Origin of the sequence: Martinezella hainanensis (genome assembly GCF_900094555.1) — a bacterium.
Classification (GTDB): domain Bacteria; phylum Pseudomonadota; class Alphaproteobacteria; order Rhizobiales; family Rhizobiaceae; genus Rhizobium; species Rhizobium hainanense.
This window is the reverse complement of sequence record NZ_FMAC01000001.1, coordinates 271,122-296,294: the sequence shown is the minus strand read 5'-3', so window position 1 is coordinate 296,294 and position 25,173 is coordinate 271,122. Positions and strand designations below refer to the sequence as shown.

19 protein-coding genes, 1 tRNA gene, 1 pseudogene and 1 riboswitch are annotated in these 25,173 nt (G+C 59.5%); of the genes and pseudogenes, 18 read left to right on the top strand and 3 right to left on the bottom strand.

Translation table 11 applies throughout. The features are described from left to right. Positions 1-39 precede the first annotated feature (39 nt). Entirely contained in the window at positions 40-1,269 is a 1,230-nt protein-coding gene (locus GA0061100_RS01400) for an aminotransferase-like domain-containing protein (RefSeq protein ID WP_075850832.1), read from the top strand. A 201-nt stretch (positions 1,270-1,470) separates the two neighbouring features. Here GA0061100_RS01400 and GA0061100_RS01395 read toward each other — a convergent pair whose 3' ends face one another. Continuing rightward, complete coding sequence (locus GA0061100_RS01395) at positions 1,471-2,529, bottom strand: aldo/keto reductase (protein WP_075850831.1); 1,059 nt, start codon at positions 2,527-2,529, stop codon at positions 1,471-1,473. 173 nt (positions 2,530-2,702) lie between these two features. On the opposite strand from GA0061100_RS01395, the gene GA0061100_RS01390 reads away from it, so the two are divergent. From GA0061100_RS01390 to GA0061100_RS01355, 8 genes and pseudogenes are all read left to right on the top strand, one after another. Further along, the gene (locus GA0061100_RS01390; RefSeq protein ID WP_075850830.1) at positions 2,703-3,683 is read left to right on the top strand and encodes an ABC transporter substrate-binding protein; all 981 of its coding nucleotides are present in this window, start codon (positions 2,703-2,705) and stop codon (positions 3,681-3,683) included. A 17-nt stretch (positions 3,684-3,700) separates the two neighbouring features. After that, a complete protein-coding gene (locus GA0061100_RS01385; RefSeq protein ID WP_075850829.1) occupies positions 3,701-5,395 on the top strand; it encodes an ABC transporter permease in 1,695 nt (564 codons plus the stop codon). Continuing rightward, complete coding sequence (locus GA0061100_RS01380) at positions 5,383-6,414, top strand: ABC transporter ATP-binding protein (protein ID WP_075850828.1); 1,032 nt, start codon at positions 5,383-5,385, stop codon at positions 6,412-6,414. Before GA0061100_RS01385 ends, GA0061100_RS01380 begins: the two co-directional genes overlap by 13 nt. Positions 6,415-6,491: 77 nt before the next feature. Continuing rightward, positions 6,492-7,487 carry an isopenicillin N synthase family dioxygenase gene (locus tag GA0061100_RS01375; protein ID WP_075850827.1) on the top strand — a complete coding sequence of 332 codons (996 nt, stop codon included), beginning with the start codon at positions 6,492-6,494 and terminating at the stop codon, positions 7,485-7,487. A 48-nt stretch (positions 7,488-7,535) separates the two neighbouring features. Further along, positions 7,536-8,607, top strand: a pseudogene (locus tag GA0061100_RS01370) (endonuclease/exonuclease/phosphatase family protein). Continuing rightward, on the top strand, positions 8,604-9,341 hold the full coding sequence (locus tag GA0061100_RS01365) for an NUDIX hydrolase (RefSeq protein ID WP_075850826.1): 738 nt from the start codon (positions 8,604-8,606) through the stop codon (positions 9,339-9,341). The pseudogene GA0061100_RS01370 and the gene GA0061100_RS01365 overlap by 4 nt, the downstream one beginning before the upstream one ends. Positions 9,342-9,409: 68 nt before the next feature. Beyond that, on the top strand, positions 9,410-10,327 hold the full coding sequence (locus GA0061100_RS01360; RefSeq protein ID WP_075851837.1) for a PhzF family phenazine biosynthesis protein: 918 nt from the start codon (positions 9,410-9,412) through the stop codon (positions 10,325-10,327). A gap of 124 nt (positions 10,328-10,451) precedes the next feature. After that, positions 10,452-10,527: transfer RNA gene (locus GA0061100_RS01355), tRNA-Lys, on the top strand. A gap of 252 nt (positions 10,528-10,779) precedes the next feature. Here the strand turns inward: GA0061100_RS01355 and GA0061100_RS01350 are convergent. Next, positions 10,780-11,076: a hypothetical protein gene (locus GA0061100_RS01350; RefSeq protein WP_092716051.1), complete on the bottom strand. Its 297-nt coding sequence runs from the start codon at positions 11,074-11,076 to the stop codon at positions 10,780-10,782. Positions 11,077-11,682: 606 nt separating this feature from the next. Here GA0061100_RS01350 and GA0061100_RS01345 point away from each other — a divergent pair. The 3 genes from GA0061100_RS01345 to GA0061100_RS01335 all read left to right on the top strand — a co-directional run bounded on the left by GA0061100_RS01345 (position 11,683) and on the right by GA0061100_RS01335 (position 15,131). Further along, positions 11,683-12,465 carry an aminoglycoside adenylyltransferase family protein gene (locus GA0061100_RS01345; protein ID WP_075850824.1) on the top strand — a complete coding sequence of 261 codons (783 nt, stop codon included), beginning with the start codon at positions 11,683-11,685 and terminating at the stop codon, positions 12,463-12,465. 532 nt (positions 12,466-12,997) lie between these two features. After that, positions 12,998-14,458 carry an FAD/NAD(P)-binding protein gene (locus GA0061100_RS01340; RefSeq protein WP_075850823.1) on the top strand — a complete coding sequence of 487 codons (1,461 nt, stop codon included), beginning with the start codon at positions 12,998-13,000 and terminating at the stop codon, positions 14,456-14,458. A gap of 205 nt (positions 14,459-14,663) precedes the next feature. Then, positions 14,664-15,131, top strand: a complete 468-nt coding sequence (locus tag GA0061100_RS01335; protein ID WP_075850822.1) for an RrF2 family transcriptional regulator — start codon at positions 14,664-14,666, stop codon at positions 15,129-15,131. A 23-nt stretch (positions 15,132-15,154) separates the two neighbouring features. On the opposite strand, the gene GA0061100_RS01330 is transcribed toward GA0061100_RS01335, so the two are convergent. Continuing rightward, complete coding sequence (locus GA0061100_RS01330; protein WP_075850821.1) at positions 15,155-16,372, bottom strand: SfnB family sulfur acquisition oxidoreductase; 1,218 nt, start codon at positions 16,370-16,372, stop codon at positions 15,155-15,157. 712 nt (positions 16,373-17,084) lie between these two features. On the opposite strand from GA0061100_RS01330, the gene GA0061100_RS01325 reads away from it, so the two are divergent. From GA0061100_RS01325 to GA0061100_RS01300, 6 genes are all read left to right on the top strand, one after another. Continuing rightward, positions 17,085-18,500 (top strand): FAD/NAD(P)-binding protein, encoded by a 1,416-nt coding sequence (locus GA0061100_RS01325; RefSeq protein ID WP_075850820.1) that lies wholly within the window; start codon positions 17,085-17,087, stop codon positions 18,498-18,500. A gap of 169 nt (positions 18,501-18,669) precedes the next feature. Further along, positions 18,670-18,886, top strand: a riboswitch (cobalamin riboswitch). 108 nt (positions 18,887-18,994) lie between these two features. Then, complete coding sequence (locus GA0061100_RS01320; RefSeq protein ID WP_075850819.1) at positions 18,995-19,408, top strand: DUF1636 family protein; 414 nt, start codon at positions 18,995-18,997, stop codon at positions 19,406-19,408. Between the two features lie 9 nt (positions 19,409-19,417). After that, entirely contained in the window at positions 19,418-20,197 is a 780-nt protein-coding gene (locus GA0061100_RS01315) for an ABC transporter ATP-binding protein (RefSeq protein WP_075850818.1), read from the top strand. A gap of 20 nt (positions 20,198-20,217) precedes the next feature. Beyond that, positions 20,218-21,177, top strand: a complete 960-nt coding sequence (locus GA0061100_RS01310; RefSeq protein ID WP_075850817.1) for an ABC transporter substrate-binding protein — start codon at positions 20,218-20,220, stop codon at positions 21,175-21,177. Positions 21,178-21,238: 61 nt separating this feature from the next. Continuing rightward, positions 21,239-22,255 (top strand): FecCD family ABC transporter permease, encoded by a 1,017-nt coding sequence (locus tag GA0061100_RS01305; RefSeq protein ID WP_075850816.1) that lies wholly within the window; start codon positions 21,239-21,241, stop codon positions 22,253-22,255. 281 nt (positions 22,256-22,536) lie between these two features. Beyond that, entirely contained in the window at positions 22,537-25,131 is a 2,595-nt protein-coding gene (locus tag GA0061100_RS01300) for a mechanosensitive ion channel family protein (RefSeq protein ID WP_075851836.1), read from the top strand. Positions 25,132-25,173 lie beyond the last annotated feature (42 nt).

The following is a 25,173-nucleotide window of genomic DNA, read 5'->3' as shown; positions in this document are numbered from 1 at the left end:
ATCTTGTGTCGGAAAGACCGAAAATTACGAGGAAACCCCATGTTGAATTGGGAAAATATCTTTGCGACGCGTTCGAGCCGTATGCGCGCCTCCGAAATCCGCGAACTGCTGAAGCTGCTGGAGCGGCCTGACATCATCTCGTTCGCCGGCGGCATTCCCGATCCCGCACTGTTTCCGGATGCCGAATTCAAACAGGCCTATGCCGATATATTTTCCGGTCCGACGGTCAACGCGGCGCTGCAATATTCAGTCAGCGAAGGCTATAAGCCGCTGCGCGAATGGCTGGTTGGACAGATGGCGGCGCTCGGTATTCCCTGTGAGCTCGAGAACGTCTTCATCGTTTCCGGTTCGCAGCAGGGGCTCGATTATCTCGGCAAGCTCTTCCTGTCGCCGAAGGATACGGCACTGGTGACGGCGCCGACCTATCTCGGTGCGCTGCAGGCCTTTAACGCCTATGAGCCGACCTACGATCAGCTGACGCCGAACGGCAACCGTACTCCGGACTCCTATCGCGCCGCTGCCTCGCAGGCGGGTGGCAGGGTGAAGTTCGCCTATCTCTCGGCCGATTTCGCCAACCCGACGGGCGAGACGGTCGATCTGGCCGGCCGCGAAAAGCTGCTCGATCTGGCGGAAGAGCTCGATATCGCCGTCATCGAAGATGCTGCCTATCAGTCGCTGCGTTACGACGGCGAGCCGGTCGCGCCAATCCTGGCGCTCGAAATCGCGCGCAAGGGCAATATCAACGACACGCGCACGATCTATTGCGGCAGCTTCTCCAAGACGCTGGCGCCCGGCCTGCGCGTCGGCTTCGTCGTCGCCAATGCGCCTGTCATCCGCAAGCTGGTCTTGATGAAGCAGGCCGCCGATCTGCATTCCTCGACCATCAACCAGATCGCAATCCATCAGGTTGCCGAGCGCGGGTTCGAGGCCCAGGTCGCCAAGGTCCGCAAGACCTACAGCCACCGCCGCGACTGCATGCTGGCCGCACTCGCGAAGTACATGCCAGAGGGCACGAGCTGGACGAAGCCTGAAGGCGGCATGTTCGTCTGGGTCACCCTGCCGAAGGGCATGGATGGCGCCAAGCTGCTGGCCCGGTCTCTGGAAACGGCGAAGGTCGCCTTCGTGCCCGGTCAGGCCTTCTTTGCCGATGGCAGCGGTGCGAACACTTTCCGCGTCAGCTTCTCCTGCGCCAATGACGAGATGATAGAAGAGGGCATCTCGCGGCTCGGCAAGCTGATATCAGGCGAAATCGGGGCGATAGCGGCCTAAGCTTCGCCGCTTCCCACGAGAGAAGCGCAATCATATGTGAAATGAAATCGTTGCCGCGCAACCCCTTCTCCCTTCGGGAGAAGGGGCCGTCAGGCGGATGAGGGGGCTGCCAAGAGTACGAAAACCCATGAATTCAAACCGGGCTTAGCCCCCTCATCCGACTCTTCGGGCCACCTTCTCCCCGCGGGGAGAAGGAGTTTCTTATTTCGCCAGATGCGGGCCGATCAGTGCAAGATCGGCCTCGCTCAGGCGGTCGCTGGCCGTGTTGCGCTGGTGCCAATAGGGATACATCAGCGGCTGCAGGCTGACATCATCCAGCCGCTTGCGTTCTTCGTCCGTGAGCTTCAGCTCGGCGCTCGCGAGATTGTCCTTGAACTGAGCCTTCGTGCGGCCGCCGATGATGACCGACGTCACGCCCTTGCGGCCGATGAGCCAGGCAAGCGCCACTTGAGCGGCCGAAACGCCGCGACCCTCGGCAATCTCCACCAGCGTATCGACGATATTCCAAAGGCGGTTTTCATCGCGGATCGGCGGTTCCGTCCAGCCGGCGAACTGGCGGGTGCCCTCTGGTGTCGCCTGGTTGCGGCGATGCTTGCCGGATAGCAGGCCACCGGCAATCGGGCTCCAGACGAGGATGCCGAGGCCCTGGTCGATGCTGATCGGCACCAGTTCGTTTTCCGCGTCGCGGGCTTCGAGCGTGTAGTGGATCTGCTGGCTGACGAAACGTTCGCGCTTGTCGCGTTCGCTGACGCCAAGCGCCTTCATGATGTGCCAGCCGGAAAAATTCGAGCAGCCGATGTAGCGGACCTTGCCCTGGCGAACCAATGTGTCGAGCGCTTCCATCGTCTCTTCCAGCGGCGTCTGTCCGTCCCATTCATGCAGCTGGTAGAGGTCGATCACGTCGGTCTTCATGCGCTTCAGGCTTGCTTCGCAGGCCTGGATGAGATGCTGACGGGAGGAACCGACATCGTTGACGCCGGGACCCATCGGAAAGCGCGCCTTGGTGGCGATCAGCACGCCGTTCTTGCGGGGGCCGCCGATGATCTCGCCGAGAATTTCCTCCGAGGCGCCTTGCGAGTAGACGTCGGCCGTGTCGAGCAGGTTGACGCCGGCATCGATGCACATGTCGACAAGCTTCTTTGCGTCCTTGATGCCGAGATCGCCGACGGTTTTTGCCCAGCCGACTCCGCCGAAGGTCATGGTGCCCATGGTGATGGTGGAAACTTTGAGGCCGGAGCGGCCAAGCAAGCGATATTCCATAGATCTATCCTCCTCGATCCCATCTGAAATACGTACGTCAAGAAATAGTGCTGGATGGCGATGGTCAAGATTCAATCATCGTACGAACGGCAATCTATTCAAATTCAACTGTCACAATCATGTTAAGCCGTGCGTCTAGACAACCCTCCTACAACCTAGCCGAGGACGTTTTCATGAAGACCTTTGTTTCCGCCTTTGCCGGCCTGTTGGCCATTGCCCTTTTTTCCGGTGCCGCAAACGCTGCCGATCTCGTCCTCTACACCAGCCAGCCGAATGCTGATGCGCAGGCGACTGTCGATGGCTTCATGGCCGCCAATCCCGGCATCAAGGTCGATTGGGTTCGTGACGGCACGCCGCAGATCATCGCCAAGCTGCAGGCTGAAATGCAGGCCGGCGCTCCGGTCGCTGACGTCCTGCTGATCGCCGACACGGTGACGCTGGAGCGCCTGAAGGAAGCCGGCAGGCTGCTCGCATACAAGTCGCCGGAAGCTGCGAATTACGACGCTGCGCTTTATGACGCCGATGGCTATTACTACTCCACCAAGCTGATCACGACCGGCATCGTCTACAACACCGCCGCCGCGATGAAGCCGGCAAGCTGGCAGGATCTGGTGAAGCCGGAAGCCAAGGGTCTCGTCGCCATGCCGAGCCCGCTTGCTTCAGGTGCCGCTCTCATCCACGCGCAGACGCTTGCCGGCGTCAGCAGCCTCGGCTGGGACTATTACAAGAACCTCGCTGACAATGGCGCAATCGCTTCCGGCGGCAACGGCGCCGTGCTGAAGTCCGTCGCTTCCGGCGAGAAGGCCTATGGCATGATCGTCGACTACATGCCGATCCGCGAAAAGGCCAAGGGCGCGCCCCTGGAATTCGTCTTCCCGAAGGAGGGCGTTTCGGCGGTCACCGAGCCGGTCGGCATTCTCGCCGGCACGCAGCATGCCGACGCCGCGAAGAAATTCGTCGATTATGTTCTCTCCGAAAAAGGCCAGGAAGGCTTCCTGAAGCTCGGCTACATTCCGGCGCGTAACGGCACGCCGCTGCCGGAAGGTTTCCCGGCACGTGACAGCATCAAGGTTTTGCCGTTGAATGCAGCCGATGCTCTCAAGAATACCGATCAGGACCTGAAGACCTTCTCCACCTACTTCAAGTCGAAGTAATCCGACCCGGATTTGGAATGTACGGATATGTGCGTAAGGGAAACAGCCAGCCGGCCTGGCTGTTTCCTTTTGTTGTTGCCGTCGTGCTCTTGCTCAGCGTCCTGCCGCTGGCGCGGCTGGCGCTTGCCGGCATCGAGGCGCTGCTGAGAGGCGGCGCCTATGAGCTCATCACCGATCCGGCGCTCTGGCGCTCGGCCTGGTACACGATCGAAACGGCAGTGCTCGGCACCATCGTTTCCGTCTTGCTCGGCTGCCTCTTCGCATTCCTGCTAACGCTGACGGATCTGTCGGGCAGGGGACTGCTCGGCTTCCTGTTCGTGCTGCCGATGATGATCCCGCCGCAGGTGACGGCGCTTGCCTGGGTGCAGATGTCGGGACCATCGAGCCCCTTGTTGAAAGCGCTGCATATTGCGCCGCCGCTTGGCTCGCCGCAGCCGCTTTATTCAGTCGGCGGCATCGCGTTGCTCTATGGCGTTCAGCATGCGCCGCTCGTCTATCTCGCCTTGCGCGCCGGTCTGATGGCGCTGCCGCGCGATGGTGTCGAGGCCGCAAGGCTTTCTGGAGCCTCCGGTTTGCGCGTCTTCCGCGATATCATCCTGCCCTTGTCTCTGCCCGGTGTCATTGCCGGAGCTGCGATTGCCTTCGTTTCGTCCATTGGCAATTTCGGCATTCCCGCCATCCTCGGCATTCCCGCCTCGATCTACACGCTGTCGACGCTGATCTTCACCAAGTTTTCCAGTTTCGGGCCGCGCACCTTCGGAGATATCGCGGTGCTATCGACGATGATCGCCGTCATTGCCGTTGCGGGGCTTGCCGTGCAGGGTAGGGCCTTGAAGGGGCGTGACTATCGCGTGATCGGCATTTCCGGCGCGACGGCTGCCTTTTCGCTCGGTCGCTGGCGCTACCTGGCGCTGCCGGTGCTCTGCGCCATCCTCTTCGTCATGCTCGTCGCGCCCTTCCTGGCGCTGGTCGCAGGCGCGCTCGTGCCAGCCTATGGCGTGCCGCTTACCTTCAAGACCGCATCGCTCAACGCCTTCACGGAGATCCTGTTTAGGCAGAGCATCACGCGCACCGCCTTTTCCAACTCGCTGTTCCTTGCGGGCATGACAGCGCTCGGTCTCCTATTGGTGACAGTGCTTGCGGCCTATGCGCTGACACGGCGCAAGGACATGCTGAGCCGCATCGTCGGCGGCATGATCGAGATCCCGTATTCGCTCCCGGGCATCATCATCGCCGTCTGCTTCATCCTGGTGTTTGCGGCCCCGCTGCCGATCCTCAACATTACGCTTTACGGGACGATCTGGATCATCCTGCTTGCCTATTTCTCCGCCTATTTCGCTGTCAGCCTGAAGCCGGTCATGAGCGCCTTCCTGCAGCTCGATCCGGCGCTGGAAGAGGCGGCGCGTCTTTCCGGTGCCGGCTTCTTCCGCCGCCTGACCGACATCATCGTGCCGCTGATCGCGCCGGCGGCGGGTGCCTCGGTGATCCTCGTCTTCCTCATCGCCTGCAACGAGCTGACCGTTTCGGCATTGCTCTGGTCGGCGGGCACTCAAACGCTTGGCGTCGTCATTTACAATCTCGACGATGGCGGCAGCGCCGATCTTGCCTCGGCCATGTCGGTCATCGTCATCGCCATGGTTGTCATCATGATGGTGCTTCTGGAGATCATGGCCAAGCGCCTGCCGAAAGGAGTCGTGCCTTGGCGAAGCTGATCCTCAATCATATCAGCAAGGATTTTGGTACTGGCGGCCGCGCTGCCGTCAACGCCTTGTCGCTCGATGTTCGCGAGGGCGGTTTCCTGGCGCTGCTCGGCCCCTCCGGTTGCGGCAAGACGACCGTGCTCAGAATGATCGCTGGTTTCGAGCAGCCGACGGATGGTTCCATCCATCTCGGCGAGCGGCTGCTGGCCGATGCCGCAAACATGCTGCCGCCGGAGCGGCGCAACATGGCGATGGTATTTCAATCCTACGCGCTCTGGCCGCATATGAACGTCGCCGACAATGTTGGCTATCCACTGAAGGTGCGCGGCATTTCGGGCGAAGGCTACCGCGAGAAAGTGCGCGAGGCCTTGGCGACCGTACGTCTTGGCGATTATGCCGAACGCAGGCCCGCCGATCTCTCCGGCGGTCAGCGGCAGCGCGTGGCGCTTGCTCGCTGCCTGGTGACATCGCCCGATGTCGTGCTGCTGGACGAACCGCTCGCCAACCTCGACCGTCACCTGAAGAAGGAGATGGAGGAGACGTTCCGCGAGTTTCATCAGCGCTCGGGCGCCACCATGGTCTATGTCACGCATGACCAGAGCGAGGCGATGGCGCTTGCGACCGACGTCGCCGTCATGTCCGAGGGGCGGCTGCTGCAGGTGGCACCGCCGGCTGAGATCTACGCGCGTCCCGAAGGAAAAATGGTCGGCGGCCTTGTCGGGCAGGGTGCCATCCTGTCGCTCGCTTTTCCCGATGGCGGGCCACGACGCATCGACTGGTCGTCTTTCCAGGGCCTTTGGGAGAACCGTGCAAATGGCTCGGCGCTTGCGGATATCCTCGTGCGGCCGGAGGACGTGCTTGCCGATGCCGAGGGTATTTCCTGCCGGGTCGTTTCCGTTCTCTATGAGGGCGAGCGCTATGCGATGAGGCTGTCGATGCCGGATGGGCAGGCGCTGCGGGCCTATAGCCGCGAGGCTGTTGCTGCGGGTGATGTTTATCCGGTTGCCATCCGTTCGGTATGGCGGCTTTGATCGGGCTGGGGACAAGATGGTTGTTCCCCGTCGTCTCCTATGCTTGATTTGCTCGACGTCACGAATGGGAGTCGCTCATGTCCGATCATAGCTTTCCGATTTTCGATCTCGGCGCTTTCGAGGTGGCCGGTGATGACGAGAAAAAGCGGCTCGGCGCGGAGGTGGATCGGATATGCCGCTCGACCGGCTTCCTGGCGATTGCCAACCACGGCATCGCCGATGCCGTGATCGCCGAGGTCTGGAAGAAGACGCAGACTTTTTTCGATCTGCCGCCCGAGGTGAAGCAGCGCGCCAAGACGCTCTATCCCGGTTACCCTTACGGCTATCTAGGGCCTGGGACTGAGGCGCTTGCGAAATCGCGCAATGTCGATACGCCGCCAGATCTGAAAGAGAGCTTCAATGGCGGTCCGCTTTCCGTTCCGGCTGGCATGACCGACCCGGAAGCACTCGGCTTTTGCTATGCCGCAACCATCTGGCCGGAGGGACCAGAAGGGTTTGCGGGGGCATGGAAGGCCTATTACGGGGCGATGGAGGATCTGGCGGCGCGTATCATGCGCGTATTCGCAACGGCGCTTGGTCTCGACGAACATTTCTTCGATTCCTATGTCGATGCACCGATCAGCGCACTGCGCGCATTGAACTATCCCGAGCAGCATGTGCCGCCGCAGCCGGGCCAGCTTCGCGCCGGCGCGCATACCGATTACGGCAGCCTGACGATCCTTCTGCCGCAGCCTGGCTCCAAGGGGCTCGAGATCATTGCGCCTGACGGCAACTGGACGCCGGTGCCGCCGGTGGAGGGTGCTTTCGTCATCAATATCGGCGACCTCATGGCGCTGTGGACCAATGATCGCTGGGTTTCGACCGTCCATCGCGTCGTCAATCCGCCGCAGGAGGAGGGGGGCATGCAGCGCCGACAATCCCTAGCCTTCTTTCATCAGCCGAACTGGTTTGCCGAGATCGCCTGCCTGCCGTCATGCCTGAAGGAAGGCGAGGAGCCGAAATACGCTCCGGTTCTCTCCGGCCCTTATCTGATGGGCAAGTTCAAATCGACCGTAACAGCCAAAGCCGGCTGATGCCGGCTTGGTGAGCCGGCTCATATTCTTGATAAACTGGAATGCTTCATGTCCCTGCGCCTCGCTACCTTCAATGTCGAAAACCTTCTGACCCGTTTCGATTACACCGGTTTTCGCAACCAGCTGCGCCAGGATCGCGTGCTGCAGCTCTTCGATGTCCGTAACGAGGAAGTCTATCAGCAGCTGGAGGCGGCGCGGGTGGTCGCCGCGACCGACGACACCAGGCAGATGACCGCGCTCGCGATCGCAGACGCCGATGCCGACATCATCTGCCTGCAGGAAGTGGACAACATGGCGGCGCTCCAGGCCTTCGAATATGGCTATCTCTACCGCATGGTCGGCAATGGCTATCGGCAGAAATATCTGATCGAGGGCAATGACAGCCGCGGTATCGATGTTGCCGTGATGATGCGCGAGGAGACGCGTGACGGCCAGCCGATCGTGCTCAACGACATCAAGAGTCACGCCATGGTGACCTATAGCGATTTCGGGCTCTTCAACGACGAGCTGGCGGAACTCGGCCACCATGTGGAAGACAAGATCTTCAAGCGCGATTGCCTGGAACTGCATCTTCACATCGGCGGCGTGCCGTTTTCGCTCTATGTCATCCATCTGAAATCGATGGGGCCGCCGCGCCGAGACGCTGGCCGTTCGTCGCATCATCGAAGATCGGTTTGGCGCAGGTCATACGGCGTCGAAGAATTTCGCGATTTGCGGCGACATGAACGACTACCAGGAATGGATCGATGTCATCGGCACGCGCCGCACCGGCTATCGCTTCGAGCCGCGGAGCGAGGAGAAGGGCAGTGCGCTCGATGCCTTCAGCCATGACGGCTTTGCCGAAAATGTCGTGCGGCGGCGAGACGAGCTTGACCGCTGGACGCTCTACCATGCGCGCGGGCCACAGGAGCAACGGCTTTGCCAGCTCGACTATATCTGGCTCTCTCCGGCTCTGGCGCGCGCCAATGCGAAGCGCTCTCCCGATATCGTCCGATCGGGCCAGCCTTTTCGAACCATATTCCCACCGGGGCAGGAGGTGGAGCGCTATCCGCGCGTCGGCTGGGACAGGCCAAAGGCCTCGGACCATTGCCCCGTCGTCATGACATTGGATTTGATATGAGCATCTCAGAACAGAACGACATGGCCGGCTGGCCGCCGGAAGGTACCGTGTTTCCCGTTTCCAGCATCGATCTTGCCGTGCTCCCCGGGGAGCATCCCTTCCATCTGCGGGAACGAGAGGCCGCTCAGGAGAACTGGGCGCGGGAAATCGACGCCAATCCCGCCCTTTACGACGGCCGCATGGTCTTTCAGCATCGACTGTCGATTGTCGATGGCGTTGTGACGGGGGAATCGTATGTGACGTCTTTCTCGACGTTTCTCTGGTGGCGCAGGCAGAGGCAGCCGGGTGGCTTTCACCTTTTCGGCCTTGCGGTCGTGGTGTCGTCCGATGGTGCGATCATCGCGATCCGCATGGCGCCACACACGGCCAATCCCGGACAGGTCTATTGCGCCGCCGGATCGCTGGATGAGAACGATATCGTCGACGGGCATGCCGATATAGCTGGCAACATGCGGCGGGAAGTGCTGGAGGAAACCGGTCTGGATCTGAATGATGCGACCGCAGATCCTCAATACTACGCTGCCCATATAAGTCGTTCGGTCACGCTCTTCCGTGTTTTCCGCTTCCCCTGGACGGCCGAGGATATGTTGCGGCGAATCGAGGCGCATGTGCTGATTTCCGAAGAGGATGAAGTCGACGGTGTGGTCGCAATTCGCTCGGCTGATCCTGCGGCGCAGCGCTACAATGTCGCGATGCTGCCGATCCTCTCCTGGTTCTTCGGTGGCGGCAGATAGCTTAGGCTTGCGCTGGGGTCGCTTGCCGTTATGAATAATCAAGTCTGGAAGCATGGATGGAGGCCGGATTGGCGCGCAGCTACAGTGTCTATGATGTGTTCACCGACAGCAAACTGGCGGGCAATCCACTCGCGGTCATCTTCGATGCCGAGGGGTTGAGCGACGCGGCGATGCAGGCGATCGCCAGGGAGATGAACCTTTCCGAGACCGTATTCGTGCTGCCGCCGCAAAATCCCGCCCATACGGCAAGCCTGCGAATATTCACGCCAGGCCGCGAACTGCCTTTTGCCGGACATCCGACCGTCGGCACAGCGATCGCCTTGGCGGAGAAGGCCCATGCCAATCATGGCGGAGACCTTGATCTCGTCTCCGTTCTCGACGAGCGCGTCGGGCCGGTGCGCTGCGCCATCAAGTTGCGGCAGAACAGGGCAAGCTTTGCCGAGTTCGATCTGCCGAAGAAGTCGCAGGAGATCCTTCTGCCGCTCGACAGAGCCGATATCGCCAACGCGCTCAGCCTGAAAATCACCGAGATCGGCTTCGAAAACCATGTTCCCTCGATCTGGAGTGCCGGCGTGCCGTTCCTTCTGGTGCCCGTGCATGATGTCGGCGCGGCGGAACGGCTGGAATTCGATCTGCAGCTCTGGGAAAAGACGGTGCCCTTCGTCGATGGCGCGCTTGCCTCAGCTTTCATTTATTGTCGCGGCGGCGTCAATCACGTCGCCAAATTCCATGCGCGCATGTTCCCCGTGGGAATGGGTATCGTCGAAGACCCGGCGACAGGTGCTGCAGTGGCGGCGCTATCCGGTGCCATCAATCAGTTCGACGCGCTGCCGGATGGGCATCATCCTGTTATCATAGAGCAGGGCATAGAGATGGGGCGGCCGTCGCTGATTCATCTTCACCTCGACATCGATGGCGGACTGATCGCCAATGCTCGTATCGGCGGCCAGGCGGTGCGTGTTGCGTCAGGAATTCTTGAGCTTTGATTTTATTGAGTTTTCCGCCGCCTCTGAAATTTTTTTGACAAAAAGACAAAGAAAATTCGTCTGGCCGCTGGACAATCAAACCGATCCTATTTATATGCCCGGTCACGCCGCCAGCAAGCGGTACGGGTGATTAGCTCAGTTGGTAGAGCAGCTGACTCTTAATCAGCGGGTCGTAGGTTCGAGCCCTACATCACCCACCAAAAACCTCTTGAAATCGTTGAATAGTTTGCAGCGCCTCAAGGGTTTTCGGCTGCGCGATTTCCGGGAAATTGGAAACGGTTTCCAATTCATTTTCCGCATTTTGCTTCCGCCGCGGACAGCAAATTTATAAGCTGGTTGCAAATGATCGACGCTTCAATCCGGCAAACACCGTCGCTTGTATAACCGCTCGCCCGCAATCGGCCGCAGGCTTGATCAACGGCTGGTCACGTTTTCATCTGAGAGGTGTCGCATCAGTCGGAAAGTCTACCCAGAAGAAGGCCAGTAAAGAGGCCGAGAAGCGCCGTCACGATCAGGACGGAGCTCGTGGCCGTTGGATTTTCCCGGGCGGCCTGCACCACGTTCCGGCCCTCGGAGCGAGCATGATCCGCGATGCTTGCAACTTTTCCTCTTGCCGAAGAAAGAGCCTCGTCGGCACGATCCGAAGCACTGTCGATCCGTCTCGCCAGTTCGGTAGAGAGCTTATCGATCTGGCTGCGGAGCTCGTTGATCTGAGCATTGATATCCTTGTCCAGCGAGACGTCTGCCATGATGTTCTCCTTGATAGCGGAAAGTGCCATTAGGAACGAACGGAGGCTTGCTTTGGTTCCCCGTCGCGGTGGATTGGCTCTGGATGTTGCAACCATTGCTTCGAGATAAAATTCCGCTGCCGATCGGAGTACGTCCGACAAGCGGAAAGCCGCACTGGATCAGCGCAGGTGCAGCAGAAACGCAGTCGGTGCGGTTATCGACATTGTGAAGAGAAATAGGGAAAGCCCATATTTCAGCCTTCTCATCCGGCGTGTCTTTGTACCATCCCAGTCGTAACTCATAAGTATATCCCCTTTGCTTCATGTCTTGTCGATGTCGGGAAATATCCTAGGAATTGTTTGCGCGAAGCTTGTGGAATATTTTTCACGGACCCATAAATAGATGTGTCGGATTATACAATCCTGTGCTGCAATGTTGGCTTTGATTTTTGCAAGTGTAATTACGCGGTTTCGTTCTCAAATCAAAAGACTTCGATCCGGCTCCTATTTAGGATCTTGCGAGATCCATACTTTCTGATTTGACGGCTATAAAGATGAAGAGCTTGCGTTGGTCTGCAAAAACGGCTCTTCGATCATCATATGGGAATGATCACGTTCGGAGATTGCATGCAGACTGCAACACCAGAAATTCCGCCGGAAGCCCGGGTGGCTCTGGCAATTGCCAAGGATGTTTTCGGTGACCATCTCCAGGCCGTCTATCTGCACGGATCGGCGGTCGCGGGCGGACTGCGGCCGCAAAGCGATGTGGATGTTTTGGTAATCATCGATCTCCCGATGACCGATTCCATGCGCAAACGCCTGCTTGCTCGTCTGCTGGGGGTTTCGGGTCGTTACCCCGTCCGGCCCGGTGCTCCGCGCTGCATCGAACTCATGGTGTTTCTGAAGGATCATCTTGCAGCACCGGCTTTTCCGGCGTGTGGTGAGTTCATCTATGGTGAATGGTTGCGCGACAGTTTCGAGGCCGGCGGGTTCCCTGAGCCTCTTTGCGATCCGGACATCACGCTCGTCCTGGCTCAGGCGCGACAGCAGGCTCTAACGCTGTTCGGCCCGGCTCCTGGCAATCTTCTCGCTGAAATTCCAATGGAAGATACAGGGCGCGCTATACGGGATGCGCTGCCAACCTTGCTTGCCAATCTGCACGGAGATGAGCGGAATGTGCTGCTGACACTAGCCCGTATGTGGAGAACGGCCGCGACGGGAGAATTCGTCAGCAAGGACATCGCTGCCGATTGGGTCATGCCACGCCTGTCCGAACAAGTAACCCGAACGGCAGTGCAGCTTGCCCGAGATGCCTATCTGGGGGAAACCCAGGATGATTGGAGGTTCCGAGAGGAGGAGGTTCGCCAAGCGGCGGCCTATCTGCGTCAGCAAATTCTGTCGTTGCTATAGGCGGCTTCGCCGAGAGCCTGATCATGTCGATCTGAGGGCTTTCCAGATGGTTCCGCTGCGCATTTCAACGCGCATCAGACATGTCCGTCTGACGGCAACGGCCAAAGCTTTCGACCGTGTGCGATCAGTGCTTCCTATGTCCGCCTTCCATGACGCTGAATATAAAGATGGCGGCCAGAATCAGCACCAACGTATAGTCGAACGCAGTGAGCAGACGAAGTAGTTCCATGATGTTTCTCCTCCCACAGAGAACACGAACCAGGACAACCGCCAGTATGTTCCTCCAGCAGGCGTATGCCAAGTTTTTTGCATCCTGCGGTGCAAAAACAATGTTGTGCGAGGCACAAATAACCACTTGTTTGCAAAGGCATATCAGCATTGTATTGACTGCCGTTGGTTGCAGAGGGAGTGGGCACGCGCTGCAATCGTGTTGTCAATAAATTTTATAGAGTATATCTTTATTTCAATGATAATTGCGGTTGCCCGATGGATGCAGAATTCGCGTGGTGATCGATCTGGAGGGAGTTGGCTGTTGACCATTGGCTCGGACCACCAGGCGCCTGATCTGCCTGTTATCGTCATAGTCGGCGGCGGTGTTTCCGGGACAGCGGTTGCCTTTCATCTGCTACAGAAGCAGTCGGTGCAGGCCGGTCAGCTCTTTATATTCGAGCCAAGGGAGCGTTTGGGCGCAGGGCTTGCCTACGATACGCAAGATCCTGCCCACCGCATCAATGTGCCGGCGGCGAAGATGAGCCTGCTGCCCGATGACATCGAACATTTTCAGCGCTGGCTGCTGGAGAGTGATGCGCTTGCCGATGATGATGCAGCGGTTGCCGCCAATGGTGGTTTTTTCCCGCGACGCTCCGTTTTCGGCAATTATATCAATAGCATGATCCATCCTTTCGTTGAGAATGGGCGGCTCGTCCATGTCAGACAAAGCGTCGAGCGCATCCAGAGGACGGGCAGCCGCTGGACAGTCACCGGTGCTGATGGAGAGCGCGTGGATGCTGATATTCTTGTCATCGCCACCAGCCATCCGTCTCCTTTGCCGCCACAAGTGCTGCAGGATGCCCTTGCCGATCACCCGCGTTTCGTTCCCGATCCGACGCGACCGGATGCGCTTGTGGCCATTCGCGCCGGGGATCGCGTTCTGGTCGTCGGCAATGGTCTGACTTCAGCCGACGTCATTGCCTCGCTCGCGCTCAGAGGTCACAAGGGGCCGGTCACCGCCATATCCCGACGTGGTCTGCGTTCGCGCGGCCATGCGGCGATCAAGCAGGAACCATTTGGCGATTTCGCTGCCCAGCCATCGAAAACGGCAATCGATCTCCTGCGCCGCGTGCGCGCCGCCATCCGCAAAGCGCAGGGCGAAGGTCGCAGCTGGCATGCCGTCATCGATCAGGTGCGGGCGCAAGGCCGGCAAATCTGGCATGCGCTGCCGATCGAGGAGCGGCGGCGTCTCGTCCGGCATCTGAGGCCGTTCTGGGATGTACATCGGTTTCGTGTTGCGCCGCAGGTGGAGGCCGTCAGCGAAGGGGCGCTTGCAAGCGGCCGGCTGGAAATATTAGCGGCTTCGGTCGCGGCTGTCGGCGTTGCCGATGGCGTAGTCGACTGCACCCTGCAACTCAGCCGTTCAGAGCTGTCTATTGAAAGGCAATTCGATGCGGTCGTGGTCACCACCGGACCAGGGCACCGTGGGATTCTGCAATCGCAGGGCTGGATCGATGAGCTATCGAGGGCCGGATATCTTGCGATGGATCCCGCACGGCTGGGATTTTCCTGCGACATGCGATCGCGGGCGCTTGCCGGCGATGGAACGGTGGTTCCTTCCCTGTTTATCTCCGGACCGCTTGCGCGCGGAACCTTTGGCGAATTGATGGGGTTGCCCGAGGTGGTCGAGCACGCCGTTTTGGTGGCCGACCAGGTGGCCGGCGCGATCGACGATTACAGACGTGGGCAAGGGAAGGCATATTTGGACAGCAGCGCCGCCTAAATCCAAGAAAAACCGCAAATTCGTTGCTTAGGCGATACAATTGCCTAAATTTACTCATATAAACTATACAATTTGTGAGTTACTGTCTTGTTCGTAAGGGCTTGCGGGGTTACTTCCGCAGTCCATGCTGACAAGACCGGCCCGTTGAGTCTCTTTCGAGACGCGCCGGGTTTCAACAATCGACTTTGCAGTAAAGCGGACGGCGATGCTTACGAAAAAAGGAAAATACGGATTGAAGGCGCTGGTGGATCTCGCACGCCTCGGTCCGGGTGAAACGGCGTTCATCAACGATATCGCGTTACGCAACAATATTCCGAAGAAGTTTCTCGATACCATCCTGCTCGAATTGCGAAATGCCGGCGTGTTGCGTTCGAAGAAAGGTCCGGGCGGCGGTTATTCGCTGTCGCGTCCCGCATCGGAAATCCGCATCGGCCACGTCATTCGCACACTGGACGGCCCGTTGGCGCCGATTCGCTGCGCCAGCCGCACGGCCTATGAAGCCTGCGACGACTGTTCCGATCCGGAGCGCTGTCAGGTTCGGCGCTCCATGACCGAGGTGCGCGACGCAATTGCCGAGATTCTCGACAACATGTCGCTGGAGCAGTTCGTTGCCGGCGGCGCGGATGCTGATATCCCGGAACGGGAAGATCGTCGCGCTTCGCATATCGGCTGACTTTGCCGACGCCCTGACGCCGATTAAAGTAATGAGTTTTTCGATGGCTTTACGCCGTTGAGATGGTAGTTGCCGACGATGTGATATTTCCGGCGGGCCGGTTCATGCAGCGTGTGAATGCGGGCGTTGCGCCAGTGGCGGTCGAGGTTGAGACCGATGCGCGCCGACTCCGTGCCCGCAAGCTCGAACAGCGTGTCGGCTGCTTCCATCGCAATCTCGGCCGTAATCGTCTGGGTCGCCGCAACGGAGAGTGCGGCATCGATGACATGATCTTCGGTGAGATTGATCTGCGCGGCATCGATCTTGCCGCCGGCACGCTCCACCATCGCCGTCGCTGCTTCGATGCGGACGGCAATCTCGCCGATCCTCGTCACGATCAGCGGATCATTGACCGCTCGCTCATCGCCGTTACTTTCCCTTGAGTGAGGGCGAGCCCGTACGAATTCCATCGTTGCCGCTAGCGCCGAGCGGGCAATACCGAGATTGATGCCGGCGCGCGTGAGCTGGTTCACGCAATCGATCACTGTCGGTTCAGTCAGCTTTTCCTGGTGCAGGAGCAGGGCATCGGCATTGAGATAGACATTATGCAATATGGTCGTGCCGTTTCCGGAGGTGCGTTGACCAAAGCCATCCCAGTCGTCGATGATCTGGATGCCCTCCGTATTTCTGGACACGACGACGGCTATCAGTCCCTTGCGTTTGTCCGGCACGAATAGCGCGATCCAGTCCGAAAAAAGAATGCTGGCGGAAGGTCGGCTCCGACCGTTGGCGCGGAAGCCAAGCCCATCCGCCGTCAGATGCAAGGAATGCTGGTCGGTGCCGCTTGCATCAGGCTCGGAAAAGATGCCGCCGAAACGATCGCCTGTAATGGCGCGGTCGAAAAGGGAGGCTCGTTGGTCCTCGCCACCCGCAATTCTTACCGCTTCCAGCACATGAAAATGCGTTTGCAATATCTGTGCTATGGAAGGATCTGCTTCCGCGAGGATGGCAATAACCTCGGCGAGAACGCAGTTCGAAATATCGATGCCGCCATGTTCCGAAGGAACGGAAATCCCAAGCAGGCCCGATTGAGACAAAGCCTCGACTTCGTCATAGGGCAGGATGCGGTTGATATCGCGATCGCTTGCCTGCTGAGCGAAGCCGGCCGCGAGCGAACGTGCGATGTCGAGCGCTTCCTCTTCGCTTTGGACGCGATGGGCGGGTGGCCTGACGCGTTCGTGCAACTGCGAAACAGTCCCCATTCACCACTCCTCGGCCGGCGCCAGGTCGGTTTCTCAGGCGCGGCAAATCGCTGCGATCTTAAATTCGATAGGCGAAGTCTACAATGGATTTTCCTGGCGAGTTCGTATCACGCCGCCCGGCATGATAGGCGTCGACCGCGGAAATTGTAAGCGCGCAATCCGATAGGGAGCGTTGGGGATAGCGAGTTGTGAACTCTCTCTCCTGCGGTCAATGAATATCGAAAGCCGCTTCATAGGCTGACCCTAGAGCTTGGAATTGCTTTCCCTTTTTGCCGATTGAAGCAAGTGCAGGATATGAAGGGGTCCGATCATCCGCCGTTTTCTGTGCTGCTGCGTCGTCGACCCTGCACCGCCCAGACAAGAAAGCGCTTGCTAGCGGAGCGTTTTCGCGCTTTCATATACGACTAAATAAGTAGACAATGGCAATAATCCTGCTGCCTGATGGCTTTTGACGAAGTAATCATATGGCGGCCGATTGCAGGCATCTGGTGTTGGATCAGAGTTGGACCTGCCTGTCGCATCTTTTATTTGGAAGGGATTCCCGATTGAAGAAGCGCGACGTTTATTGAGAACGGAAGCGGCTTTTGTGCGTTCTGTCAGCCGCAGTTCCAAGGTTGCCGTGGCCCGGTATCGATGTCTGCGTCTCCGGGCCTGTAAAGTGAGCAAGCCCCAAGAAAGGCATGATCGACCACCTCTCGCCCCAGGAGTTGATATGACGGTTCAGGGATTCTTTTCCGCCAGGACGAACGCGACAGCGCAGCCTTATGCGATGCCTCGCATCGCCGTGATCGGGCGCGGTTTTTCCGGCATGATGATGGCGATCGCGCTGATGAAGACGGTTCGCTTTCCCTTCCATCTGCAGCTTTTCGACCCAAATTCCAGCGTCAGCGGCGGACAGGCGCTCGCCTCCGGTCATAGCAGCGAGATCTTGAACAGCCGCGTTCGCGATCTTTCCGTTTCCGCTGGGGATCCCGACGATTTCAATCAATGGCTTTGCGGCAATGCGCCTTTCCGCAGCGCCGTTCCCGCCGCCATACCCGGTTTCTTGCAGATCTTCGTGCCGAAGAGCATTTTCAGTGACTACGTCTATCAGCGCTTTTCGGAAGCCTTCTCATCACGGCGGGATGTGGCGGTGCAGGTCAGCAGCGAGACGGTCTTCGGGCTTCGACGCGTCCGCGGCGGCCGCTTCGTGGTGGAAAGCGATGGCGCTGCCAATGCGCCGTTCGACATGGTGGTGCTGGCGACAGGCTACGGCATTACTGATCACGAGTTCCAGGCCAGCGATCTCGTGACCGTGCCGACGACGGTGCGGGCACGCCGTCTCGTGTCGCGACCGCACACGATCCTGCTCGGAAGCGGCCTGCGTGTCGTCGATCGGCTGCTGCAGATGCGTGAAAGCGGCTATACGGGGCAGATCACCATCGTCTCGCGGCGGGGTTTTCTGCCGCAGAGCCATACGCGTAACAATGCCGATCCGGTTTTTCCTGCCGATGAGATGCCCGGCAAGCTCAGCGAGATCGTCCGCTTCGTCCGCAAGGCTTGTAGTGAAGCGGAGGCGAATGGCCAGAGCTGGCAATCCGTCATGAACGGCTTGCGCAAGCATGCGCGCTCGCTTTGGCGAGCCCTGCCGGCGGGGCAGAAACAGCAGTTCAACCGCCATTTGCGGGCGCTCTATGACAGCCATCGCAATCGGCTGCCCGAGGCGCTGCATGTGCGCCTCAATCAGGAGCTTGCCGAGGGCAATACCCTGCTGCGGCGCGGTCATTTCATCCGCCGGACACCGACAGGGCTCGTTTTGAGACCCGCTGGACGGCAGGAGACCGAGCAGCTCTACGCCGACGATGTGATTGACTGTCGGTGTCAGGCGCCGGATTTGAATGCGCCCTTGCTGCGCAGCCTCATCGATGCCGGCCTTGCGGTGCCGGACGAGCTTGGCCTCGGTCTCGCCGTAGAGGCGACAGGCTCGCTCGAGGTCAACGGCCGCACGACGGAGGGGCTTTTTGCGATTGGCCCCTTAGGACTTGGAAGTCTCCCCGACATCGATCTGGTGCCTGAGATCGTGACGCAAGCCTATGCTGCGGCAGAGAGCGTCGCGGAGCGTTTCCATCCGCAGTGCAAGGCTGTCTAACAACTCCGCAGTTTCTCCGCACACGTATATTGCGGCTTTAACCTCGAAAGGTAGATAACGGCTTGCCTTTTGTAATGTAATAACCTAACCAAAATCCATAACCTAAACCGAACTTCCATGACAAATGAAAACGCATATGACATCGCCGTTGCCCGTATCCGCTTTCTATGAGATGAATACCGCAGATGGTGCCGCCTTCGGATCGATCCCGACGGCGGCTGAAAAGGGAACACGGTGCGGATTACCCATCAGGGGCCAAGACCGTGGCTGCCCCCGCAACTGTAAGCGGAGAGCGCGTTCGCAATATGCCACTGGCTTGAAGCCGGGAAGGCGCGAACGAGTTGTGACCCGCGAGCCAGGAGACCTGCCATCGATGATATCAACCGCAACGGACGGGGTGTTCCGATGGAAAATCAGTGGTTGGGCGAGGGCGCCGTTGCGTCCGCCGGCCCTATCTTGACTTTGCCTCCGGCGAAATCTCCGGGAGGCATCTCATGGACAAAGCAAAAGACACGACGCACCGGATTACCGTGTGCACCAATTGCCGCCATGTCGGCAAACCATGCCGGCCGGGCCTTGATCTCCTGAAGCATTTGCAGTTGGCCATTTCCCAGGCTGGCGCCGCACTCGCGGATGATTTCAGCCTTGAAGGCAGCGTCTGCATGGCAGGCTGCGAGCGGCCTTGCACGGTCTCCTTCCAGGCGACGGCAAAAGCGACGTACCTCTTCGGTGACATCGAGGATGCGAGCGATATCGATGCGCTCGTTTCTTTCGCGAAGTTGTATCGGGACCGCCCCGACGGGCTGACCCGCGAAGGCGAACGCCCGACCGCGCTTGGAGGCAAGACACTTGCGCGCATTCCCGCCGCTATCGTTTCAGCCGAACGCCAGCTGGTCGTATTGCAATAGGAGCCGGTCATGTCCGAACGAAGCGCGCGACTGGAAGCCGAGGGCATTACATGGGGTCCCCAGAAGGGGATGCCGATCATCAGCGGTATCACGCTGTCCGTCGAGGCTGGTGCTCGGCTTGCCATCATCGGTCCGAACGGAGCTGGCAAGTCGACCTTGCTGCGTTGCCTCTATCGCGGTCTGAAGCCGCATCGGGGCAGGGTGTGTCTCGACGGCGTGGATTTGTGGTCCATCGGTCCACGGGAAGCGGCGCGGCGCATCGCCGTGGTGCCGCAGGAGACGCCGGGCGATTTTCCCTTCAGCGTGCAAGACGTCGTGCTGATGGGGCGTATTCCGCACCGCAAGGGTATGGCGCGCTGGAGCGATCGCGATCATGACGTGACGACCTCGGCTCTTGCTCGCCTGGAGTTGGAGCCTTTGGCCTTGAGGCAGTACGCGTCACTCTCCGGTGGCGAGAAGCAACGGGCGCTGATTGCCCGCGCCTTGGCGCAGGAACCGGAGCTCATCATCCTCGACGAGCCGACCAATCACCTCGATATACGGCACCAGCTCGAAATTCTGGAACTGCTCAAGGGGCTTGGTCCGACGATCATCACGACGCTGCACGATATCAACCTCGCCGCAGATTTTGCCACCCAGGTCGCCGTCATGGATTGCGGGCGGCTCACGGGCCACGGCGAGCCGGCCGACGTGCTGACCGCGGAGCATGTTTCAAGCGCATTCAGGGTTGGCGCTCGGCTGCACTGCAGCGAAAGCGGCCCGCAACGATTTTCCTTCTCTCTTCGATAAGACGATCACCGGAGTTATTCATGTTTTCTCGCATATCCCTATCTGTCGCGGCCCTGCTTGTCGGAAGCGTGCTGGCGGGAGCAGCATTGGCAGAGCCTGTCACCGTGCACAGCTGCAATCGCGACGTCACCTTCGACAAGGCGCCTGAGCGCGCCATTTCGAACGACGTCAATCTGACGGAAATGATGCTGGCGTTGAAGCTGCAGGATCGCATGGTTGGCTATACCGGCATTTCCGGCTGGAAGACTTTGGATGAAAAGCTGCGTGAAGGCGTCAAGGAATTGCCGGAGCTGTCGCCGAAATATCCGAGCAAGGAGGTGCTTCTCGGCGCCAATGCGGACTTCTTCTTCGCCGGCTGGAACTACGGCATGAAGGCGGGCGGCGAGGTGACGCCGGAAACGCTCGCACCTTTCGGCATCAAGGTTTACGAGCTCACCGAATCCTGCATCTTCGTCATGCAGAAGGACAAGCCGACCATGGACGATATGTTCGTGGATCTCCTCAATCTCGGAAAGATCTTCCGCGTCGAAGATAAAGCGGAGGCACTCGTTACCGGCTATCGCAAGCAGCTCGCAGAGATCCAGGCAAAGATCGGCCATGTCGATCAGCCGCCGCGCGTCTTCGTCTATGATTCCGGTGAGGAGAAGCCGTTCACATCGGGGCGTTACGGCATCCCGACTGCCATGATCGAGGCGGCCGGCGGCACAAACATCATGGATGATGTCGAGAAGAGCTGGACGGAGGTATCCTGGGAACCGGTCATCGAGAAAAACCCGGAAGTGATCGTCATCGTGGATTACGGCCAGGTGACCGCCGCGCAGAAGATTGCCTTCCTCAAGAGCAATCCGGCCTTCAAGAACATCGATGCGGTGAAGAATGACCGTTTCGTCGTGCTGCCTTATGTCGAGGCGACGCCGGGGCCGCGCAATATCGAGGCCATCGCCGCGCTGGCCAAGGCCTTTCACCCGAGCTCCATGTAACCGTCTGCAATGCCGATCCGTCCAGTCGATCATTGGCGGATCTCTTCCTCAAGATTTTAGCATGCGTCTCAACCTCTCCATCCTCATCCCCTTGCTCGCCATGGGTTTCATCCTGTCGATCACCGCCGGTGTGTCGCTCGGTTCGGCATCCATTCCTTTCTCCACCGTCTGGTCGATTGTCGGCAACAAACTGCATGCCGGTAGCTTTCCGGTTGCCTGGTCCAGCGGGCAGGAAAGCATTGTCTGGGACGTCCGTTTCCCACGCGTGGTGCTGGCCGCGCTCGTGGGAGCGGGGCTTGCCATCACCGGCGCCGTCCTGCAGGCGCTGACGCGAAATCCATTGGCGGACCCGCATCTCCTCGGCGTTTCCTCCGGGGCGGCATTCGGTGCCATCCTGGCGCTGTTGCATACCGGGCTGATCCTCGGGCTGTTGACGGTGCCGTTGTTCGCCTTTGCCGGCGCCTTGTTCGCTACCGCGGCCGTCGGGCTGACGACGCGCCTGACGCGCTCGCATTCGGCCGATCGGCTCGTGCTGTCGGGCGTGGCGGTAGCCTTCGTGTTCACGGCGCTCGGCAACCTCCTGATCTTTCTGGGTGATCCGAGAGCGGCCAACACCGTTGTCTTCTGGATGCTGGGCGGGCTGGGGCTGGCGCAATGGCAGCATCTTATCTATCCCGCCGGCATCCTGCTGTTCTCCTTGGCCTTGCTTCTCCCGAAGACGAGGGAGCTCAATGCGCTTGCGATGGGCGATGAAACGGCAGTTACGCTCGGCATCGCCGTCGCGCAGTTTCGCCTGTTGCTCTTCATCATCACCGCGCTGCTGACCGGCGTAATGGTCGCCTTTTCAGGCGCAATCGGCTTCGTCGGGCTGATGGTGCCGCATTTCGTGCGGCTGATCGTGGGTGGGGATAATGTGCGCGTGGTGCCGCTGAGCGCTGCTTTCGGTGCGCTGACGTTGATCTGGGCGGATATCATCGCGCGTCTGGTCATGGCTCCGGAGGACATGCCGATCGGTGTGGTCACCGGGCTTGCCGGAGGCGTTGCCTTCATCCTGATCCTGCGGAGCGGACGCGCATAGATCTACCCATTGCCAAGGTGTTTTCCTGGCCTATTTCCGGGCGGACAATGATCGGTGTGACAAGTCGTCTCCAAGATGAGAGCGCGAGATACCCGGTTTTGAGCGAGGTTCTGGACAGGATAAGGGCATCGATGCCTTCGTGTCGCCTTTCTTTGTCTTACAAGGCGTACGCGTAAAGACTATGGAATTCGCAATCATGCTATAGGACGACTCGGGTCTCCATTTTGCGGCGATTTCAGTCATCCATTGCCTGCGACTTCATGTGCAACGAGGAGCTCTGCTTGCGCCCGCTGAAATCTCGTCTTTTTCTGTTACCTTTTCTGCTGCTGGGATTGGGCGTATTTGCCGCCGTCATCCCGCTGGCGGGCGGGGATGCCCTTGCGCAGGATCAGCAACCGGCCCAGGCGTCGCAGCAAACGGATCAACAGCCGGGGCAACTCGCAAATGGGCTGCTGGACGCAGCCGCTACCGATCTTGGCAAAGCGAAGAAGACCTACGCGTCGCTTCAGGACGCGGCGAAACAGGCAACGTTGGATGACGAGACGCTCGTGGCGCTATCCGGCCAGGTCGACGATCTCAATCGTACCACTGCCGCTATTTCCGCACGCCTGAAACCCCGTACCGCCGAGATCGATGCCCGCCTGACGCAGCTCGGTGCTGCTCCCAAGGAAGGTCAGCCGCCGGAGGCTCCGATCGTCACGCAGGAACGCGAGAGGCTCAATGCCGAGCGCTCGCAGATCAGCGCGGTGATCCTCGATGCGGACAATCTGACCGCGGAGACCAATCGGCTTTCGATGCAATTCATGGAGATGCGCCGAAAGCTGTTTGCCGAGACGCTATTCAAGCGGACGGAGATTTCCACCACGACATTCGATGATGCGGGGGCGGCTCTGGTCGACGAGGGCGTCAAGTTCAGCACCGCTGTGACGAGCTGGATCGGCTTCGTGCTCAAGGCCAAGCTTGCCTCATTCCTGGCCGCCGTCTGCCTGTCGATCGGGGCGGCGCTGATATTTCTCTCCGGTGGTTATCGGCTGTTCCGCCGCTACTACGTGCAGGATGAGGCTGTCGAGAATCCGCCCTATATCAGCCGGCTCTCGGTCGCCTTCTGGTCGACCTTGATCCGCACGCTGTCGCTGGCGGCCTTCCTCGTCACCTCATTCTTCTTCCTCTCGAATTTCAATGTGCTGCGGCCTGACATCGCGCCGATATTGGCGGGGGTCTTCGGCTTCATCGGCCTCGTCTATTTCGTCGGTCGCCTGAGCAATGCCGTCTTTGCGCCGTTTCGGCCGCATTGGCGCCTGGTCAAGCTGTCGAACAAGGGAGCACATTCGCTCACCTGGTGCCTGCAGGCGATGGCCGTTGTCAACGGGCTGGATTACGTCTTCGACCGCATCAGCGAGTCCATGGGTTCGCCGGTCGTCGTTACCGTGGCCAAGAGCTTTCTGGCAGCACTGCTGATCGGCCTCATCCTGATTGCTGCCTCCTTCGGCTCGCCGATGCTGGCCAAGAACGGCGATCCGGACGCGCCAGGCCGCCATTGGCCGCATGGCATGGCCATCATTCTTCGCGTTCTCGGCATATTGGTGATCTTCACTTCGTTCATCGGCTATGTGGGGCTTGCCCGTTTCATGGCAACGCAGATGATTGTGACGAGTGCCGTCATTGCGACCATGTATCTCGGCTTCCAGCTCGGCAAGGCCGTATCCAAGCAGGGCGTCTTTGCCGAAACGATCATCGGCCGCTTTTTGGAAAATCGCCTGAAGCTGCGTGAAGTGGCGCTCGATCAGGCCGGCCTTGCCGCCGGGCTTGCGACCTACGCCGTCGCGCTGCTGACGGGCATTCCGCTGATCCTGCTCTCCTGGGGCTTCCACATTCAGGATCTGGAGGTCTTTGCCTACAGGCTATTTACCGAGATCAAGATCGGCAACATGTCGATCTCGCTGCTCGGCATCTTCGTTGGCATCCTGCTGTTTGCGGGCGGCTATCTGGTCACGCGCTGGTTCCAGCGCTGGCTCGACAGCAATGTCATGGCGCGTGGGCAAGTCGATCTGGGTGTCCGCAATTCGGTGAGAACCGGCATAGGCTATCTGGGCATAGCATTGGCAGCGATCTTTGCCATTTCCGCTGCCGGCATCGATTTGTCCAGCCTGGCGCTCGTCGCCAGTGCCCTCTCGGTCGGTATCGGTTTCGGCCTGCAAAACATCGTGTCGAACTTCGTGTCCGGCCTGATCCTGCTGGTCGAGCGGCCGTTCAAGGTCGGCGACTGGATCGTCTCGGGTACATCGGAAGGCATCGTCAAGCGCATCTCGGTGCGCGCGACCGAAATCGAGACCTTCCGCAAGCAGTCGATCATCGTGCCGAATTCCGAGCTCATCAATGCGTCGGTCGGCAACTGGACGCACCGCAACAGGCTCGCTCGCTCCGAAATCCCCGTATCCGTCAGCTATGATGCCGATCCACGCAAGGTGATGGATATCCTGCTGGAGCTGGTGCGTTCGATCCCGAAGGTTCTCAGGAATCCGGAGCCGCATGTGGAGTTCCTACGTTTCGGGCCGTCGTCTCTCGATTTCGAGATGCGCTTCTATCTGTCCGATCTTTCCGATGGCATGGAAATCCGCAACAATCTGCGCATCGAAATCCTGAAGCGCTTCAACGAAGAGGGGATTTCCATTCCCTATCCGCATCAGGAGCTGCATATCGTTCGTGACGGCAGAAGAGGCAGGCAGTCGGATGTCGCAGCCGATGCGCTGTCGGATTTCGCAGACGGGCCGGAGGTTGAGGATGACATGAGGGAAGATTCCGCTCTGTCCGCCGAAGACAAGGTGCCAGAAGCAAAGCGCACAGGCCGTCGTCGGGGCAGGACCGCTGCGGAATGATCTGACTATCGACCGAACAGCCAAAACACAGCGTGGTGCCGC